The 17,291-nt window shown below is 73.8% G+C and carries 19 protein-coding genes and 1 tRNA gene; 11 read left to right on the plus strand and 9 right to left on the minus strand.

Translation table 11 applies throughout. From position 1 onward, the window contains the following. Positions 1-80: 80 nt before the first annotated feature. The 4 genes from ACFCZN_RS15470 to ACFCZN_RS15485 all read left to right on the plus strand — a co-directional run bounded on the left by ACFCZN_RS15470 (position 81) and on the right by ACFCZN_RS15485 (position 4,860). Positions 81-1,388, plus strand: coding sequence for a glycosyltransferase 87 family protein (locus ACFCZN_RS15470; protein WP_429766545.1), 1,308 nt, complete (start codon positions 81-83; stop codon positions 1,386-1,388). A gap of 118 nt (positions 1,389-1,506) precedes the next feature. Further along, complete coding sequence (locus tag ACFCZN_RS15475; protein ID WP_430557321.1) at positions 1,507-3,354, plus strand: choice-of-anchor I family protein; 1,848 nt, start codon at positions 1,507-1,509, stop codon at positions 3,352-3,354. 56 nt (positions 3,355-3,410) lie between these two features. Further along, positions 3,411-4,082 carry an ANTAR domain-containing protein gene (locus ACFCZN_RS15480; protein WP_429766542.1) on the plus strand — a complete coding sequence of 224 codons (672 nt, stop codon included), beginning with the start codon at positions 3,411-3,413 and terminating at the stop codon, positions 4,080-4,082. Positions 4,083-4,155: 73 nt separating this feature from the next. Next, the gene (locus ACFCZN_RS15485; protein WP_429766540.1) at positions 4,156-4,860 is read left to right on the plus strand and encodes an ANTAR domain-containing protein; all 705 of its coding nucleotides are present in this window, start codon (positions 4,156-4,158) and stop codon (positions 4,858-4,860) included. Positions 4,861-4,890: 30 nt separating this feature from the next. On the opposite strand, the gene ACFCZN_RS15490 is transcribed toward ACFCZN_RS15485, so the two are convergent. After that, positions 4,891-5,514: a PAS and ANTAR domain-containing protein gene (locus tag ACFCZN_RS15490; protein WP_430557322.1), complete on the minus strand. Its 624-nt coding sequence runs from the start codon at positions 5,512-5,514 to the stop codon at positions 4,891-4,893. A gap of 80 nt (positions 5,515-5,594) precedes the next feature. Beyond that, the gene (locus tag ACFCZN_RS15495; protein ID WP_430557323.1) at positions 5,595-6,134 is read right to left on the minus strand and encodes a helix-turn-helix transcriptional regulator; all 540 of its coding nucleotides are present in this window, start codon (positions 6,132-6,134) and stop codon (positions 5,595-5,597) included. 78 nt (positions 6,135-6,212) lie between these two features. Here ACFCZN_RS15495 and ACFCZN_RS15500 point away from each other — a divergent pair, with 78 nt between their 5' ends. Beyond that, the gene (locus ACFCZN_RS15500; RefSeq protein WP_430557324.1) at positions 6,213-7,277 is read left to right on the plus strand and encodes a serine hydrolase domain-containing protein; all 1,065 of its coding nucleotides are present in this window, start codon (positions 6,213-6,215) and stop codon (positions 7,275-7,277) included. Between the two features lie 6 nt (positions 7,278-7,283). On the opposite strand, the gene ACFCZN_RS15505 is transcribed toward ACFCZN_RS15500, so the two are convergent. Then, positions 7,284-7,829, minus strand: coding sequence for a hypothetical protein (locus ACFCZN_RS15505; protein ID WP_430557325.1), 546 nt, complete (start codon positions 7,827-7,829; stop codon positions 7,284-7,286). Between the two features lie 100 nt (positions 7,830-7,929). On the opposite strand from ACFCZN_RS15505, the gene ACFCZN_RS15510 reads away from it, so the two are divergent. The 3 genes from ACFCZN_RS15510 to ACFCZN_RS15520 all read left to right on the plus strand — a co-directional run bounded on the left by ACFCZN_RS15510 (position 7,930) and on the right by ACFCZN_RS15520 (position 10,044). Further along, positions 7,930-8,466, plus strand: coding sequence for a toxin (locus ACFCZN_RS15510; RefSeq protein ID WP_430557326.1), 537 nt, complete (start codon positions 7,930-7,932; stop codon positions 8,464-8,466). A 44-nt stretch (positions 8,467-8,510) separates the two neighbouring features. Continuing rightward, positions 8,511-9,110 (plus strand): dihydrofolate reductase family protein, encoded by a 600-nt coding sequence (locus ACFCZN_RS15515; RefSeq protein WP_429766529.1) that lies wholly within the window; start codon positions 8,511-8,513, stop codon positions 9,108-9,110. A gap of 310 nt (positions 9,111-9,420) precedes the next feature. Continuing rightward, entirely contained in the window at positions 9,421-10,044 is a 624-nt protein-coding gene (locus ACFCZN_RS15520; RefSeq protein ID WP_430557327.1) for a hypothetical protein, read from the plus strand. A gap of 10 nt (positions 10,045-10,054) precedes the next feature. Here ACFCZN_RS15520 and ACFCZN_RS15525 read toward each other — a convergent pair whose 3' ends face one another. After that, complete coding sequence (locus ACFCZN_RS15525) at positions 10,055-10,378, minus strand: hypothetical protein (RefSeq protein WP_430557328.1); 324 nt, start codon at positions 10,376-10,378, stop codon at positions 10,055-10,057. Between the two features lie 85 nt (positions 10,379-10,463). After that, positions 10,464-11,132 carry a Type 1 glutamine amidotransferase-like domain-containing protein gene (locus ACFCZN_RS15530; RefSeq protein ID WP_430557329.1) on the minus strand — a complete coding sequence of 223 codons (669 nt, stop codon included), beginning with the start codon at positions 11,130-11,132 and terminating at the stop codon, positions 10,464-10,466. Positions 11,133-11,258: 126 nt separating this feature from the next. Between ACFCZN_RS15530 and ACFCZN_RS15535 the strand changes: the two genes are divergently transcribed. Continuing rightward, positions 11,259-11,822, plus strand: a complete 564-nt coding sequence (locus tag ACFCZN_RS15535) for a GNAT family N-acetyltransferase (protein WP_430557330.1) — start codon at positions 11,259-11,261, stop codon at positions 11,820-11,822. 61 nt (positions 11,823-11,883) lie between these two features. Further along, a complete protein-coding gene (locus ACFCZN_RS15540) occupies positions 11,884-12,126 on the plus strand; it encodes a hypothetical protein (RefSeq protein ID WP_430557331.1) in 243 nt (80 codons plus the stop codon). Positions 12,127-12,210: 84 nt separating this feature from the next. On the opposite strand, the gene ACFCZN_RS15545 is transcribed toward ACFCZN_RS15540, so the two are convergent. Continuing rightward, positions 12,211-12,300, minus strand: a tRNA-Ser gene (locus tag ACFCZN_RS15545). A gap of 145 nt (positions 12,301-12,445) precedes the next feature. Here ACFCZN_RS15545 and ACFCZN_RS15550 point away from each other — a divergent pair. Then, positions 12,446-13,930 (plus strand): glycerophosphodiester phosphodiesterase family protein, encoded by a 1,485-nt coding sequence (locus ACFCZN_RS15550; RefSeq protein ID WP_430557332.1) that lies wholly within the window; start codon positions 12,446-12,448, stop codon positions 13,928-13,930. 60 nt (positions 13,931-13,990) lie between these two features. Here ACFCZN_RS15550 and ACFCZN_RS15555 read toward each other — a convergent pair whose 3' ends face one another. From ACFCZN_RS15555 to ACFCZN_RS15565, 3 genes are all read right to left on the minus strand, one after another. Then, complete coding sequence (locus ACFCZN_RS15555) at positions 13,991-15,799, minus strand: glycosyl hydrolase family 18 protein (protein ID WP_430557333.1); 1,809 nt, start codon at positions 15,797-15,799, stop codon at positions 13,991-13,993. A gap of 130 nt (positions 15,800-15,929) precedes the next feature. Beyond that, positions 15,930-16,376 (minus strand): DUF6098 family protein, encoded by a 447-nt coding sequence (locus ACFCZN_RS15560; RefSeq protein ID WP_429766499.1) that lies wholly within the window; start codon positions 16,374-16,376, stop codon positions 15,930-15,932. A 17-nt stretch (positions 16,377-16,393) separates the two neighbouring features. Next, on the minus strand, positions 16,394-17,257 hold the full coding sequence (locus ACFCZN_RS15565) for an SDR family oxidoreductase (protein ID WP_430557334.1): 864 nt from the start codon (positions 17,255-17,257) through the stop codon (positions 16,394-16,396). Positions 17,258-17,291 lie beyond the last annotated feature (34 nt).

Here is a 17,291-nt window from a genome sequence, read left to right on the forward strand (position 1 = left end):
CCTTAGACGTCCGGAGCCGCATCACGCATCCCCCAGGCGGCTCCGGGCGGCGACGAGCCCGGTCTGCCACCATGTCGGGCGTGCCATCCACGCAGACCGCTGCCGCGCGGAACACCCCCGGTCCCCTCGGCGCCGTGCTGAGGTCCCGGTGGCTGCTGGCGCTCGGCTTCGTGGCCGTGCACGCCTGGGTGATCGGGCAGGCCATCACCTGGGGCTACACGATCTACGGCGACGTCACGCTGTACGAGTGGTGGGCCCGCCACGGGCTCGACGCCGGGCAGTGGCCGGTCCTCGACTACGACTGGGTGTACCCCGCGGGGGCGCTCGTGCCGGTCACGCTGCCCGCGCTCGTGACCGACGGCCTGCTGGGCTACGAGATCGTCTGGACGGCGATGGTCGTGGCGCTGAACGCCGTCGCCACGGTGGTGCTGGTGCGCTGCGCGCCGCGCGGGGTGCTGGGCGCCTGGTGGTGGCTCGCGTTCCTGCTCGCCCTCGGCCCGATCTTCCTGGGCCGGCTGGACGGCGTCGTCGCGCCGCTCATCCTGATCTCCCTGGCGGTCGCGGCACGCCGCCCGACGCTCGCGACGGCGGTCGCCACGGTGGGCGCGTGGATCAAGATCGCCCCGGGGGCCGTGGTCGTGGCGCTGGCCGCGACCCGCGCCCGCTGGAGCGACCTGCTGCGGCAGGTGGTGGTGCCGGGCGCCGCGGTGAGCCTCGTCGTCGTCGGGCTCGCCCTCGCGGGCGGGGCCGGGGAGCGCGCGTTCAGCGTGTTCGGCCAGCAGGAGGCGCGCACGCTCCAGGCGGAGTCGGTCTTCGCCACCTGGTTCAGCGTGGCGCGGCTGTGGGACCCGTCGGTGCGGATCGACTACAACGACGTGATCTTCACCTACGAGGTGCAGGGCGACGCCGCCCGCCAGGTCGCGTCCCTGCTCGACTGGCTGCTGCCCGTCGCGGTGCTGCTGATCGCCGCGCTCACGTGGTGGACGGCGCGTCGCCGCCCCGACCACGCGGCCGACGTCCTGCTGCTCAGCACCGCCGCCCTGCTCCTGTCGCTCATCGTGTTCAACAAGGTGGGCTCGCCCCAGTTCGTGGCGTGGATCGGGCCGCCGCTGGCCGCCGCGATCGCCCTGGCCGGGCCCGGTACGCGGCGGCTGTGGGGGCCGCCCGCCGTCGGCGTGCTCCTGGCCGCGCTGGGCACGCAGATCGTCTACCCGGTGGCGTACGGCGAGTTCCTCGGCGGGCAGCCCGCGATGGTCGTCGTCGAAGGACTGCGGAACCTCGCGCTCGTCGTGCTGCTCGTCGGCGCGGTGTGGCGGATCGTGCAGCTCGGGCTCGACGGCGTGCGGGACGGCGTGCAGAGCGGCGCCGACCACGACGCGCCCGCCTGAGCGAGGCGTTCACCGGCGGGCCGGCACCCGTTCACCCCCGGCTCCCCCGACGGCCATCCGTCCTCCCTACGGTCACCCCGACGGCGCGCTCCGCGCGCCCCCGGCCCCGGAGGACCCCTTGCGCACACCGCTCCCCCGCACCCCGCGACTCGCACCCGCCCCGCGTCGCGCCGTCGTCGCCGGCTGCGCCACCGCCCTCGCCTGCGCGCTGGCCGCGCCCGTCGCGCTCACCGCGTCGGCACTGGGCGGCACGGGAAGCGGCGGCACAGGGAGCGGCGACGCGACGCCGGCCGCCGGCGTCGTCGCCGACCCTGCCGTGCTGTCGGCCGACGACGCCCGCCTCGCCCTGTCCCCCCTCGGCTCCTACGCCACGGGCGTGTTCGACGAGTCGGCGGCGGAGATCGTCGCGTACCACGCCCGCTCGGAGCGCCTCTTCTCGGTGAACGCGCAGGCGGGCGAGGTGACCGTGCTCGACGTCGCGCGCCCGTCGTCGCCCCGCAAGCTCTTCGCGCTCGAGACGACGGATGTGCGCGCTGCGGACGGCTCGACCGTGCCGGACGGCGCGGTCGCGAACTCGGTCGCCGTGCGCCCGGACGGGCTCGGCGTCGTCGCGGTCGAGTCGCCCGACAAGGTCTCCGACGGCTGGCTGGTGCTGTTCGACGCCGCCGGCGACGGCGAGGCGCTCGGCGCGTGGCGCGTGGGCGCGCTGCCCGACATGGTGACGATCACGCCCGACGGCCGCAGCGCCGTCGTCGCGAACGAGGGCGAGCCCGCCGACGACTTCAGCGTGGACCCCGAGGGTTCGGTGTCCGTCGTCGACCTCCCCCGCCGGTTCACCGGCAAGCACGCGGGCCCCGTCGCGCAGTCCGCCGTGCGCACGGCGACGTTCCACGCCTTCGAGGGCGACGCGCTGCCGGACGGCGTGCGCGTCTTCGGGCCCGACGTCGCCGGCCTCGACGGGTCGCTCGCCCACCGCGTCTCGCGCAACCTCGAGCCGGAGTACGTGACCGTGTCGAAGGACTCCCGCACCGCGTACGTCGCGCTGCAGGAGGCGAACGCCGTCGCGGAGGTCGACCTGCGCAGCGCCCGCACCACCGACCTGTGGTCGCTCGGCAGCAAGGACCACTCGCTGCCCGGCCAGGGCATCGACCCGTCGGACAAGGACGGCGTCGCCGCCGCGCGCGAGGTCCCCGTCCGGGGGCTGTACATGCCCGACGGGATCGCGTCGTACACCTCGCGCGGCCAGACGTACCTCGTCACCGCGAACGAGGGCGACGCCCGCGAGTGGGGCGACTACGTCGAGCCCGCGCGGGTCAAGGACCTGGGCGACGACGGCCTCGCCCCGGTGTGCGAGGACTCCCCCGCCGCCGGCCTGCTCGGCGACGCCGACCTCGGGCGCCTCAACGTCACCACGGCCTCCGGCCTGCGCGCCGACGGCTCCTGCTACGAGGAGCTGTACGCCTTCGGCGGCCGGTCGTTCTCGGTCTGGAGCACCGACGGCGAGCTCGTCTTCGACTCGGGCGACGAGTTCGAGCGGGTCACCGCCGACGCGCTCGGCGACGCCTTCAACACCAACCACACCGAGACGAAGGGCGACGGCCGCAGCGACGACAAGGGCCCCGAGCCGGAGAACCTCGCCATCGGCGAGGTGGCGGGCCGCACGTACGCCTTCGTCGGCCTGGAGCGCGCGGGCGGCGTCATGGTCTACGACATCACGCGCCCCGAGCGGACCGCGTTCGTCACCTACGTCTCGAACCGCGACTACGCCGTGTCCGTCGAGGACGCGATCGACGACGGCGCCGACCCGGCCGCCGCGCTCGCCGGTGCCGGCGACCTCGGCCCCGAGGGGCTCACGTTCGTCCCGGCGTCCGACTCCCCCACGCACCGGCCGCTGCTCGCCGTGGCGAACGAGGTGTCCGGCACGACGACGCTCTTCCAGGTGGACCGGCTCGTCGGCCGCCGCTGAGGGTGTCGCCGGGGAGACCGCGGGACGGGGTCCGGGAGCGCGGGTACCGTGACGCCATGACCCTGTCCCGCTACCTCGACGAGTGCGCGATCCGCGCCGCGGCCGTGCTCGGCCACGGCGTCGAGGCGAGCATCAGCCTGCGCGAGCACGGCATCTCTCTGCGCGCCGGAAGCAGCACCCCCGGCGCGGGCCGCTGCGACCAGGCCGAGGCGCGCGCCGACACCGGGCCCTGCATCGACGCGATGCGGCGGGGCACGGTGCTGACCACGAGGCTCGCCGACATGGTGCCCGGCTGGGAGGCCTGGCAGGCGGCCGCTGACGCCGAGGGCTTCGTCCAGGCGCTCGCCGTCCCGGCCGAGGTGGGGCCCGGCGTCCGGGTGGCGATCAACGTGTACAGCCGCACGCCCGGGGACTGGCCCGCCGGCCTGGTCGACGCCGCCGTGGGGCATGCCGCGCTCGCGGCCGACGCCGTGCGCCTCCAGCTCCAGTTCGCCGACCTCGGCGACGCCGTCGCGGGCCTGTACCGCACCCTGTCCGACCGGGCGACGGTCGAGCAGGCGGTAGGCGCGATCATGGCGTCGAACGACTGCCCCGAGGACGAGGCACGCATCACGCTGCGGGCGGCGGCGGACCGCCGCAGGCTCAGCGAACGGGAGGTCGCCGAGGCGATCGTGCGGACCCTGGTCCTCGGCGGCGAGGGCGACACCATCGGCGGCCTCGACCGCTGAGCCGGGCGTCGCGCTCCGTGTGCATCGGCAATCGGTGCCACACTGGCCGGGAGGCGACAGGACGGAGCGATCGGTGAACACCTCCGAGCTGCTGGGTCTGCTCGCGCGGACCCTGGCCGGCCTCGACCCCGAATCCACGGTCGCGGCGCGGATGTGCCAGGCGTGCACCACGATCCTCGGCGCGCAGGGCGGCAGCCTCACGCTCGCCACCCTCGCCGGCGAACAGGTCACGGTGACCACCACGGACGCCGTCGCGGCGCGGGTCGAGAGCATCCAGGAGGTGCTCGGCGAGGGGCCCGGGCGGCGAGCCTTCGAGGACGACGCGATCGTCTCGGCCTCCCTCGGCGGTGCGCCGGACGACGGCTCGTTCCCCGTGTTCTCGCAGCTCGCCGGCGAGGCGTCCGTCGACGGCACGTGGTTCGGCATCCCCATGCGGGTCGGCGGACAGCCGGTCGGCGTGCTGGGGCTCGTCGTCGGGCCGGGCCACGCGCTGGCCCGGGACACCGAGGACGCGCAGTTCCTCGCGGACGCCATCGGCACGGCCGTGCTCGGCGAGATCGACCAGGTCGGCTGGGCCGCGCGAGCGAGGGTCGACCAGGCCACGGGCATGGTGTCCGCGCAGCTCCGCGTCCAGCCGCACGACGCCCTCGCCGTCCTGCGGGCGCACGCGTTCGGGCGGGGCAGCACGCTCGAGGACGTCGCGGAGGACGTCGTGGCGCGGCGGCTCAGCTTCGCCGACGAGGCCGGGCCCGTCGAGACGCGCCGCACCGACGACTGAGCCGGCCCGAGAGCCGACCGGCGCGGGAGGTCAGTCGCGGCGCAGCACGCGGTCGAGCGCCGCGCGGCGGTCGACGTCGCGGCGGTGGGCGACGTCGACGACGGCCCGCGCCAGGTCCCGCACCGCCACGTTGTGGTCGTTGGAGGCCCTGCGCATCAGGTCGAAGGCGCGGTCGATCTCGACGTCGTAGACGACGGCGAGCACGCCCTTCGCCTGCTCGATGACGCCGCGGGTCGTCGCGGCCGCCCGGATGTCCTCGGAGGCCCGCGCGCCGGCCCGCTCCGCGACGTCGGAGGTCAGGTCGAGGAAGTAGCCCGCCGCCTCGTCGCGGCGCTCGTCGTCCGCCGCGCTGCCCACGACGGCGACCGTGAGCTCGCGGCGCCGGGCCGTCACGATCCGGTGCACGCTCGAGAACGCCCCCGTCGCGCGCGCCGTCCCGAGGGCGGCGCGGACGTCGTCGCGGTCCTCCGGGTGGGTGTGAGCGAGGACGAGGCCGGTGGTGGGCACCACCTCGTGCGGCTCGAAGCCGTGCAGGCGGAAGACCGCCTCCGACCAGGTCCAACGGTCGGAGGACAGGTCGAGACGGAAGGAGCCCACCAGGCGTGGGGCACGGAGGCCCGAGGGCTCACCGGTCACGGTGGTGTCTACGGGCACGGTCGCCTCCGACACTGCTCAGAGCGGACCGGCCACGGCTTGACCGGCGGCACGACTGTAGCAAGTGGACCACCCCCCGCTCACGGCGTGAGCGCGTCGCGCTCCTGCGCGTAGCGGCGGAACCAGTCGCGCGCGAACCGGCCCGAGGCGAGGCCGTAATCGAGGGTGGCGCGCTGGAACGCGAACACGTCGGCGAGCTCGTCGGGGACCTCCTGCCCGGCGAGCTGCTCCTCGAGCGCCTCCAGCCGCGCGACGTCCTGCTCGACCCGCGCCGTGAGCAGAGGCAGCACGGCGGCTCGCTCGTCCGGCTCGAGCAGGCCGAGGAAGAACAGGCGCGGCAGGACGGCGGCCTCCGTGTCGGGCCCGCTCACCGGGCCGGTCAGCCAGGCGCGGAAGTCCGCGCTGCCGGCGTCCGTGACGCGGTAGGTCTTGCGGCCCCGCGCCCCCGGAGCGACGTCGGCGACCTCGATGAGACCCCCGGTCAGCAGCGTCTCCAGGGCGCGCCGGATGCTGCCTGAGCTGGCGCTGTAGAACAGCGAGACCGACGCCTCGAAGTGCTTCACCAGGTCGTACAGGCTGGCCGGCCGCAGCAGGAGCAGCCCGAGGATCACGTGCGCCATGGTTCGACCCTAGACCGTTGACCCTCATAGACCTGTCTAGTAGACATGTCTATGAGACTTATCGACGGAGGAGAGGCCATGAGCACGTCACGCGAGATCGACCGCCTGAGGGCGAGGCTGGACCGGATCGCCCGACGGCGCCCGTCGATGCCGGCGCCCCAGGTGCTGGTCGTCGCGCCGGGGCTCGAGCTCGAGTCGGGCGGGTCGCAGCCGTTCCACGCGGCCAGCATCGGCAAAGTCATGACCGCCACGCTCGTCGCGCTGCTCGTCGAGCAGGGCCGGCTCGGGTTCGACACCCCGGTGGGGAAGGTGCTCCCGGGGAGCGACCTCGACGACCTCCCTGCCGCCCCCGGCGTCGACGTCGGCGCCGACGTCACCGTGGAGCACCTGCTCACCCACACCAGCGGGCTGCCCGACCTGTTCGAGCCGTCGGGCGTCCGCGAGACGGCATACTCCGTCGAGGTCACGGCGGGGCGTCCCGACCGGCGGTGGACCCCCACGACGCTGCTCGACGAGGTGCGCGGCCACGCCGCCGTCGGGCGTCCGGGCGAGCGGTTCCGCTACGGCGACCCGGGCTTCGTCCTGCTCGGCCGGATCGTCGAGGAGGTCACCGGGGGCCGGTTCAACGACGTCCTGCGCGAGCGGGTCCTCGCCCCCGCCGGGATGGAGCGCAGCTCCACCCCGTACACCGACGCGCGCACACCCGACGACCTTGCAGGCCTCGACGTCGCGCCGTTCTGGATCGGCGACCACGAGCTCAGCCGCGCCCTGAGCATGAGCCTCGACTGGGCCGGGGGCGGCATCGTCTCCCCGCCGTCGGACCTCGTCGCCTTCCAGCGCGCCCTGCACGGCGGCCGCCTCGTCTCCCCCGCGACCCTGGCCTGGATGAACCGGCCGCGGCACCGCCTGCGCCGCGGGATCCACTACGGGGCGGGCACCGTCACCATCCGGTTCGGCGAGTTCACACCGCCGTTCCTCCGGGGGCTGCCCGAGCCCGTCGGCGGCCTCGGGCACTTCGCCACCCACCTGTTCTTCTACCCGCGGCAGGACGCCCACGTGGTGCTGAACTTCCACGCCTACCGGCGCATGAACCAGTCGTTCATGACGCACGCCCGGATCGCCAGACTCCTCGCCCGTCGCTGAGCGCGGTCAGCCGCGCCGGGCGCGCACCCACCGCACCGCGCGCGGCACCTGCAGCGCGACCAGCGCCGCGAGCGCCCCGCCGCTGACGGCGTACAGGACCGACGGGACGGCGGAGTGGTCGCCGCCGGTGATCATGAAGGTGTCGGCGAGGTCCATGCCCATGCCGAAGCCGCCCCAGAAGTACGCCGGCGCGCCCAGCGCGAGCACGGCGAGCTGCCACGCCACAGCGGTGTCGGGGGCCACCCGCCGCCGGAGCGCGACGGCGCACCCCGCGACCGACAGCCCGACCCCGAACGCGGCCCACGCCACCAGGAACGGCACGCTGCCGGCCACCGTCCACCCCGCCGCCGCCAAGGCCCCGTAGATCTCCGCCTGAGTCATGCCGGGCATCGCCGCCAACGGCTCCAGCACCAGGATCGTCAGCACCATCACCGTCGCGTAGCACGCCACCACTGCCGGGCCGAGCGGGAGCCACCACTTGCCCCACCGTGTCCAGGCGGCGTCGTCCGACCGCGGTGCAGGGACGAGGACCGGCGACGGTCGTGGGCTCATCGGTCTCCTTCGTCCTGTCCGCGCCTCTCGCGTGCTCGCAGCCTAGATCCGCGGCGGGCATGCCGGCCGACGCCGCCGCGACCGGTGCTAGGTTTCCGCGATGCGCAGGGTGTCGGTGGTCGGGGCGGCCGGGTCGGGGAAGTCCACGGTCGGGAGGCGCCTGGCGGCCGGGCTCGGGGTGCGGCACGTCGAGCTGGACGCCCTGTTCTGGGGTCCCGACTGGACGCCACGTCCCCGCGACGACTTCGAGGCCGACGCACGTGCCGAGATCGCCGCGGACAGCTGGGTGATCGATGGGAACTACTCCCACCTGCAGGCAGAGGTCTGGGCGCGCGCCGACGCCGTCGTCTGGCTCGACCCGCCGCGGTCGGTCGTCATGGCACAGGTGTATCGGCGCACGCTGTTGCGTGCCCTCGACCGGACGGAGCTGTGGACGGGCACCGGAAATCGGCAGCGCTGGCGCGACGTCCTCGCGCCGTGGCGCAAGAGCTCCATCGTCCGCTGGTCGTGGGAGCAGCTGGACCGGTACCCCGAACGGTACGGCGCAGCGATGGCCGACCCCGCGCACTCGCACGTGGAGTTTCACCGGTTGCGGTCGCGCGACGAGGTCGACGCGTTCGTCGCCGCCGTCCGCTGACGTCGCGGGCGATGACTCCTCGCCGCCGCGACGGTCCACCACCCATGACCAGAGTGGTGGGCGACATCTCGATCTCGTTGGACGGGTTCGTCACCGGACCGAACCCGGGACCCGAGAACGGCCTCGGCGACGGCGGCGAGGCCCTGCACACGTGGGCGTTCAGCGACGACCCGGTGGACCGGGAGCAGCTGCGCTCCGCCACGGCGAGCAGCGGCGCCGTCGTGCTGGGGCGCAACCTGTTCGACGTCGTCGACGGGCCGCAGGGCTGGAACGACGAGGTGGGATACGGCGCCCGCGAGGTCGGCCGGCCGCCGTTCTTCGTCGTCACGAGCGACCCGCCCGTACGCACGCGGCTCGCGTTCTGGACGTTCGTCACCACCGGCCTGCGCGACGCCGTCGCGCAGGCCCGTGAGGCGGCGGAGGCCGGCGACGGGGACCGGGACGTCGTCCTCATGGGCGGGGGCGCGACCGTCGGCTCCGCGCTGGACGCCGGGCTGCTCGACGTGCTCGTCCTGCACCTCTCCCCCGTCGTCCTCGGCGACGGGACGCCGCTCTTCGTGGGCGGCCACGGCCACACCCTGGTGCAGCGCAGTGCGACGCCGTCGACGACGGCGGTGCACGTGGTCTACGACGTCGTGCGCTGATCGTCTCCCAGCGTCAGCCCTTCCAGGGCGCGGCGCAGCGCGTCCGTGTCCGGTCCGGGCACGAAGGCGGGGGTGTGAAGGAAGTCCTCGAGGTCCGCGCGGGAGAAGTCGGCGAGGAGGTCCTCGATCCGGCGGCACAGGGAGACGACGTCGGGTGGCGGAGCGGGACGACGTCGTCCACCCGCACCAGGAACGGGTTCGGCGGCCCGGCGAGGCACGAGTCCGCGAACCTCCGGAAGGCCGGGTCGAACGGCGTGACGCGCGCGGCGAGCGCGCCCTCCGTGTTTCCGCCGCGCCCTATGATCTCGCCGTGGACGACCGAGTCGACATGGCCCGCACGACGGCGCGCACCGGCCGTCCCTTTCCTCGCCATCGCCTGCCGATCGCCGTCGCGGTCGTCGTCGCCCTCGCCTGCGGGGTCGGCGGGTGGGCGTACTACCGGGCCGTCGGTTCCTCGCTGGTCTACGGCGACGAGCTCCGCACGGCCGCCGGCATCGGCTGCATGCCGTGGGACGGGCCGCTGCAGGTGCTCGATGCACCGGTGCTGTCGAACACGACCGGCGCCACCCTGCACGTGAGCAAGATCGAGCCCGCCGCGACACCCGGCCTCCGCGTGCACGAGGTGCGCGTCGTGCCCCCCTCGCCGGACGTCGTCTTCGGCACCGCGTACGACCCGGAAGACCCCGGCTGGGAGGAGACCTCCGTGGTCGGCCCGGAGGGGATCACGCTGAAGCCCGGCGAGACGGTGCGGCTCGCGTACGTGCTGGAGGTCGACAGGGACGGCGGCTCGTTCCCGTACAGCACGGTCGCCTACGAGGTCGGCCCGTACTCCTACCGCGCGACCTACCCGCAGGCGATCATGGTGCTCCCCACGACGAGGGCGGAGTGCTCCGAGGAGGCGATGAACCAGCTCGCCGCGGAACCCATCCCCTGACCGGGTCCGGTCAGCGGGGCGCGAGGACCTCGAGCAGGAGCACCCCGACGGTCGCGACCGCCGCGGCCGCCACCACCAGCAGCGGCGACCGGCGGCCCCGCAGCAGCCCGCGGACCTCCGCCGCGACGACCCACACGAACAGCACCGCCGACAGCAGCCGGAACAGCACCGGCACGACCTCCGGCGACTCGACGAGCGTCTGGACGTGCCGCCACCACGTCGTCACGAACAGCCCGGCGAGCCCCGCCTGGATGAGCGCGACGCCGACCACCGCGGCTGCGCGGAGCGGGCTGGGGCCCTGCTCGTCGGGGTATCCGTCGTGGTGCGTCGTCATGCGGTGGTGGTCTCCTGGTGAGGGGCCGATCGGTGCGGGCCGGCCGGTGCCCGGCCGCCGCAGGCCAAGGTACAGCGACCGCCGGTCAGGCCAGCTTCCGCCACGTCCCCTCGGACACGACCTCGACGGCGCCGTCGTCGACCACGAACGCCGTCTCGTCGTCGACGGCGTAGGCGGGGCCGCCGAGTGCCGCCGCCCAGCGCTCGGCCGCGGCCTCCGTGTTGTCGGGCAGGTCGGGGTGGCCGAGGTGGGGGAACACCGAGAAGTCGACGACGCCGAGCGTGGCGGCGTCCTCGCCGTCGGGCGGCAGCCAGCCGACGAACTCCTCCCCGATGGCCGGCGTCATCACCATGCTCCCGCCGCTCATCCCGACCCACACGGCGTCGTCGAGCTCGGGCAGCAGGTCGGCCAGGCCGGAACGTCGCATCCAGTAGGCGAGGTAGCCGGCGTCGCCGCCCGCGGCCAGCAGGACGTCGGTCTCCCGCACCAGCGGCACCCAGCGCTCCTCGGGGATGCTCGGCAGCGCGGTCAGCTCGAGCACGCCGACCGACTTCCAGCCGAGGCCGGTCATGTGGTCCGTGGTGCCGGCGATGAAGTTCCAGGCGTTCCGCCCCGGGCCCACCCACGGGTGCCCGTACAGCGCGGTGGGGATGGCGAGGGCGGTGCAGTCCGCGACCGGTCGCGGGAGCAGGTCCTCCAGCGCGGCGCGGATCGCCGCGTTCCGCACGCCTGCGGATGTCAGCAGCAGCTTCATCGTGTGTCCCTCGGGTCGACGGTCGTTCTGCAGACGGCGCGACGGCGGCGGACTCATCGGCTCGACGCCGCACGGTGGGCGGGTATTTGCCGTGACGGCCGCACGGCGAACGCTGACGATGGGCGCATGCCGCCGCACCCAACCCCGACGCTGACCACCGACCGTCTGCGGCTGCGGCCGGTCGCCGACGACGACGCCGATGCACTCTTCGCGATGCACAGCGACGCCCACGTGCTGCGTTACTGGGACTCCCCGCCGTGGACCGACCGGGCGCGCGCCGACCGCTTCGTCGCCATGTCCCGGACGATCGAGGAGGAAGGGACCGGCGCCCGGGTGGCCATCGACCGCGCCTCCGACGGCGCCTTCGTCGGCTGGTGCGGCCTTTTCGAGTGGAACCCCGACTTCCGCAGCGCGACGCTGGGTTACTGCCTCGGCGAGCAGATGTGGGGCCACGGCTACGCGACCGAGGCAGCCCGCGCCCTGCTGGGGTGGGCCTTCGACACGCTGCCCCTCAATCGCGTCCAGTCCGAGACGGACACCCGTAACGCGGCGTCCGCCCGCATCCTGGAGAAGCTGGGGTTCGTGCACGAGGGAACCCTGCGCGAAGACTGCGTCGTCAACGGCGACGTCTCCGACTCGTGGGTCTTCGGGCTGCTCCGGAGGGACTGGGACGCGCTCGACCAGGCGTAGTCCCGGGTGAAGTTCTTGTCCGGCGCCGAGTCCGAGGCCCGCCGTTCCCTACTCTCGCCGGATGAGGACTCGTGCGTCGACTTTCATGCTTGTCGGCGGCATTTTGCTGGCCGTACTGGGTGCCGTCGTGTCCGTCGTCTTCTTCATGCAGCCGTGGCGCACCTGCCCCGACGACGACGTGCCTGCCGCTTGCCCGATGCTTCCCCTCGATGCGTCCATCATGACGACGGCGATGGTCGTGACCCTGTTCGCGACGGCGGTCGCCATCGCCGGAGCCGCGGGTAAGAGACGCATCATGCACTGAGTGCGAGTCCATGCGCCGTGGCGAGGTGCGGGGAACGACGAAGGACCCCACAGCCGCAGAAACTCGCGGGTGGGGCCCTTCGGGTGGCGGTAGCGGTGGGATTTGAACCCACGGTGGACTTTCACCCACACACGCTTTCGAGGCGTGCTCCTTAGGCCGCTCGGACACGCTACCTCGCCGGACGAACCGGCCCACCGAGGATACCCAACGAACCGGCAGACCCGAAATCGTCGCGCTGCCACCTCGTTCGCCGAGTCTTCATCCCGCCGTCGCCGAGCGGTCCACCGCACGGCTTCCCGGGGCACCTAGCGTCGCGCGCATGGCCAACCCACGACTTCGACGCACCACCACATCCGCCCTCGCCGTCGCGCTCACCGCCGCCGCGGCGGTCGGAGGAACGACGGCGGCCACCTCGACCAGCGGCGCCGACACCGCCGCGACGTCGTCCGCCGCGTCGTCGCCCGCGCTCGCCTACGGCGGCAAGGGTCACGGCGGCCGGACCGACGCCCACCGGGCGTACCGCGACCTGCTGGACCACTCCGACGACGCGAAGATCCTCACCGCTGCGCACCGCGGCCAGTGGCGCGACGCCCCGGAGAACTCGCTGCCCGCGATCGAGGCGGCGTTCGACGACGGCGCGGAGATCGTCGAGCTGGACGTGCGCCTCACCTCCGACGGCGTGCCCGTGCTCATGCACGACGAGACCGTGGACCGGACGACGAACGGCACCGGCAAGGTCTCGTCGTTCACGCTGGCGGAGATCCGCGAGCTGCGGCTGAAGGAACACCTCGGCGGCGCGCAGACCTCCCTCACCGACGAACGCATCCCGACGCTCGCGGAGGCCATGAAGGTCGCCGCCGACCGCGGCCTGGTCAACCTCGACAAGGGCTGGCCGGCGCGGGAGGAGATCTGGGACGTCCTCGTCGACACGGGCACGGTCCGCAACGGGCTGTTCAAGTCGAACGCCCCGGTCAGCGAGGTCCAGCAGTTCCGCGACGCCCACCCCGGCGCCCTGTACCTGCACATGATCAGCGACGACAACCTCGCGTCCTTCGACGAGTTCGGCGACGACCAGCCCCTCGGATACGAGGTCGTGTTCGGTACCGAGCAGGACGCCGTCGCGCGGGCGCCGTTCCTCGCGCGACTGGCCAAGGAGTCACGGGTGTGGGTCAACTCGATGTGGAACGGCCTGGCCGACCACCTCACCGACGAGGCGTCGCTGGTCGACCCGAGCCGCGGCTGGGAACGGATCGTCTCCACCTACCGCGCGTCCATGATCCAGACCGACGACGTCCAGGCCCTCGAGCGCTGGCTCCGCACGGGCGAGGGCGACCCGGTCCCCCGCGGCAGCGTGCGCGTCCAGGCAGAGGACTACGCGCCCGGCGGGGAGGGCGTCGCGTACCACGACGTCGACGCCGGCAACCGTGGCGGCCTCGACATGCGGCCGGGCGACGACGTCGACATCTCCGACGCCGACGGCAACGTGCGCGTCTCCTGGATGCGCGGCGGCGAGTGGCTGACGTACGAGGTCGACGTGCCCCGCACCGGCACCTACGCACTGTCCGCACGGGTCTCGTCCCCGTACACGCCCGCGGGCGCCTACACCGTGTCGTTCGACGGCGGCGCGGAGAGCGAGCGCGTCGCCGTGCTCAGCACCACCAGCCACAACAAGCAGGCGCTGCAGCCCAGCGGCGTCGTGCAGCGCCTGACCCGGGGTACCCACACCGTCCGGATCAGCCTGCCCGGGGACGCCTACCAGAACTGGAACCTCGACTACCTCCAGCTCGACCCGGTGAAGGGCTGACACGGACGACGACGCCCGCCGCCGGGGTACCGGGGCGGGCGTCGTCGTGCGGCGGAGACGTCAGACGCAGGGCGCGCCGGCATCCCAGGAACCCTTGACGTCGCTGCCGGGCAGCTCGCCGCGGGTCCACCACTGGGCGGTGTGGTTCACGCCGGCGCGGGAGACGACGTCGCCCGAGGTGTAGGTGGCGGCGTCGTCGAACGCCGGGCCGCAGTCCTCGGCGGCGACGGGGTGGTCGCCGTGCTGGCCGACGACCTTCCACGGGTCCTTCGTGGCCGCGACCGACGCGGGGGCGACGCCGCGCGTCCACCACTTCGCGGCGTACTCGACGCCGTCGTGCGAGACGACGTCGCCGGTCCGGTAGACGCCGGTCGGGTACCAAGGGGCGGCGCCGTCGCCCTCGACGAGCGGGCCGGGCGTCGCGGCCTGGAAGGTGCGGACCAGCGCGGAGCTGAGGTCGCGGTCGGCGTCCCCGGCGATGTCCCACAGGTAGGCGCCGCCGAAGCCGTTCTCGGCGAGCCACTCGGCCTTGGCCGTCACGGAGCGCGGGGTGTCGAGCGTCCACCACTCGTCGCCGTTGGAGTAGTAGCTCTGCCCGGCCTGCTCGTCGTAGTGCTCGGTGAAGCCGCCCTCGGCGAACCGGTCCTGGAGCTGCGCGTAGTACGTGAACGGCAGCGATCCGCCGCTGGCGGGCGCGCCGGGCGTCGGGTCGTCGACGCCCTTCCACCCGTACCCGTACGCGGCCAGGCCGAGCACGAGCTGGTCGCCGCGGTACCCGGCGTTCTTGTAGGCGTTCATCAGGCCGTCGGCGGCGAGGCCCCAGTTCGCCGACTGGTCCGGGTCCCCGTACGAGGGGTACTCGTGCAGGTTGCCCTGGTGGCCGGTGCTGCCCGCCTGCCACGGCCCCACGTAGTCGTAGCCCTGGATGTTGAGGAAGTCGACGACGGCGGCGAGCCGCGGGTCGACCCACCCGCCCTCGGTACGGCCCGCCCACGACGCCGGGGCGAAGCCGGTGATGAGGTAGTCCTCGCCGGTGGTGGCGCCGCGCGCGTCGAGCTCGGCGCGCAGCAGCTCCGCGAAGGCCAGGAAGTTCTCCTTGTCCGCCTCCGGGTGGTCGCTCGGGTGCTCCCCGCCCACGACCGGCCACTCCCAGTCGATGTCGAACCCGTCGAAGATGCCGGCCGCGGCGCCGTCGCCGCCCTTGGTGCCGTGCCCCGGGTCGTCGACGACGGGCAGGTTCCCGTCGAGGTACAGGTCGATGCACGAGTCGACGAGCCTCTGCCGGCTCTCCGGGCTGCTCACCGCCTCGGAGAAGTTGTCCGACCAGGTCCAGCCGCCCAGGGAGATCAGCACCTTGAGGCCGGGGTTCGCCGCCTTGAGCTTCTTCAGCTGGTTGAAGTTGCCCGCCAGCGCCTGGTCCGCGTCGTCGGCCACGCCGTCCACGGCCTGGCCGGCGCCCTTGAGCTGCACGTAGTCGTTCAGCGGGTCGCCCTCCATGTGCCCCTCGGGCAGCCCGGTCTCGGGGTCGATCGCCCCCTCGTCGGGGTCGACGCGGTCGGTGATGTCGCAGACGAGGTCCGTCGTGACGTTGCCGAAGGCGTAGTTGAGGTGGGTCAGGTCCTCGACCGCCCCGGAGCGCTGGAGGTCGGCGACCTCGAACCCGACGTCCTGCGGGCCCCAGCCCGGGAAGTAGGCGGGCGTCTTGAAGCCGTTGACGCCGTCGGCGTCGTGCACGGACGCGGCGCCGGGCAGGGGCGGGGTCGACGGCGCGGGGGCGGCGGCGGCACCGCCGGCGGTCAGCCCGACGACGGCGGCGGCCGCGGCGAGCGTGAGGGCGCCGTGGCGGCGCGGGGACGGTCGGTGTCTCATCGGGAGCCTCGTTGCTTCCTCCGGGCGCACCCGGATCAGGATTTGTTCGGGCTCCTGCACAATAGCGTGGACGGCACGGCGTGGCCAGGCTGTGCACAGCTCGTCCCCAGGTCAGACGCGGTGGGACGGCTCAGGTGCCGTCGTTGCCCGGGTCGAAGACTCGGGCGTAGAGCTCCGCCGCCTCGTCCACGACGGCGCGGTCGATCGACGCGGCCGGCACGGCGGCGACCAGCAGCGGCTCGCAGTCCGGCCCGCGCCCGGCGACCTCGCCGGTGAGCGCCCACGGGAACCGCTGCGGCGTCATGAGGTGCGCGTACTGGCACAGCTGCCGCGCCACCCAGTGCTCCACGGGGCGGTCCCACCACGGCTCCGGGTCCAGGGGGTTCACGCTCAGGCCCGGCAGCAGGCACCCGCTCTCGTGGTCCCTGCTCTCGGCGGCGGCGTCGGCCACCGGCCCGGCGCTGAACCGCACGTACAGCGGCGTCGCGACGGCGAGCAGCTCGACGACGTCCCCCAGCGACCGCAGCCGGGGGACGTCGTCGAGCGTGACCGGCCCGTCCGGCACGTCCAGCGCCACGCCGTCACACGTCCCGCTCAGAACACCGGCTTGCCGCCCGTGACGCCGACGACGGTCGCCGAGACGTAGCTCGCGTCGCGCGGCGAGGCGAGGAACACGAACGCCGGCGCGACCTCCGCAGGCTGCCCGGCGCGGCCGAGCGGCGTGTCCTGGCCGAACTTCTGCACCTTCTCCTCCGGCTGCGTGGCCGGCTGCAGCGGGGTCCAGATCGGGCCGGGGGCGACGGCGTTCACGCGGATGCCGCGCGCCCCGAGCTCGCCCGCAAGGTTCACCGTGATGTTGTTGATGGCCGCCTTGGTCGACGCGTAGTCGAGCAGCGACGACGACGGCTCGTACGCCTGGATCGACGAGTTGTTGATGATGCTCGACCCCTCGCCCAGGTGCTTCAGCGCCGCCTGCGTGACCCACAGCAGCGCGTACAGGTTGGTCTTCAGCACCCGGTCGATCTCGTCGGTGGTGATGTCCTCGACGGAGTCGCGCCGCGCCATCTGGAAGCCGGCGTTGTTCACGAGGAGGTCGAGCCCGCCGAGCTCGTCGACCGCCCGGTCGGGCAGGCCGCGTGCCGTCGTCTCGTCGGTGAGGTCGCCCGGCAGCAGCGCGGCCTTTCGACCCGCCTCGCGCACCCAGCGCGCCGTCTCCTGCGCGTCCTCCTCTTCCTCCGGCAGGTACCCGATCGCGACGTCCGCGCCCTCGCGCGCGAACGCGATCGCCACGGCCCGGCCGATCCCGGAGTCCCCACCGGTCACCAGGGCGCGGAGCCCGTCGAGCTTGCCGGAGCCGCGGTAGCTCTGCTCACCGTGGTCCGGTGCCGGCGTCATCGCGCCGGTGAGGCCCGGCGGCTCCTGCTGCTGGGCGGGGAACGACTGCTGGTCGTCGGCCATGCTGTCCTCCTCGGGTCGTGGGTCGGTCGTCGGG

The organism is Isoptericola sp. NPDC056134 (genome assembly GCF_042264825.1).
GTDB lineage: Bacteria > Actinomycetota > Actinomycetes > Actinomycetales > Cellulomonadaceae > Isoptericola > Isoptericola nanjingensis.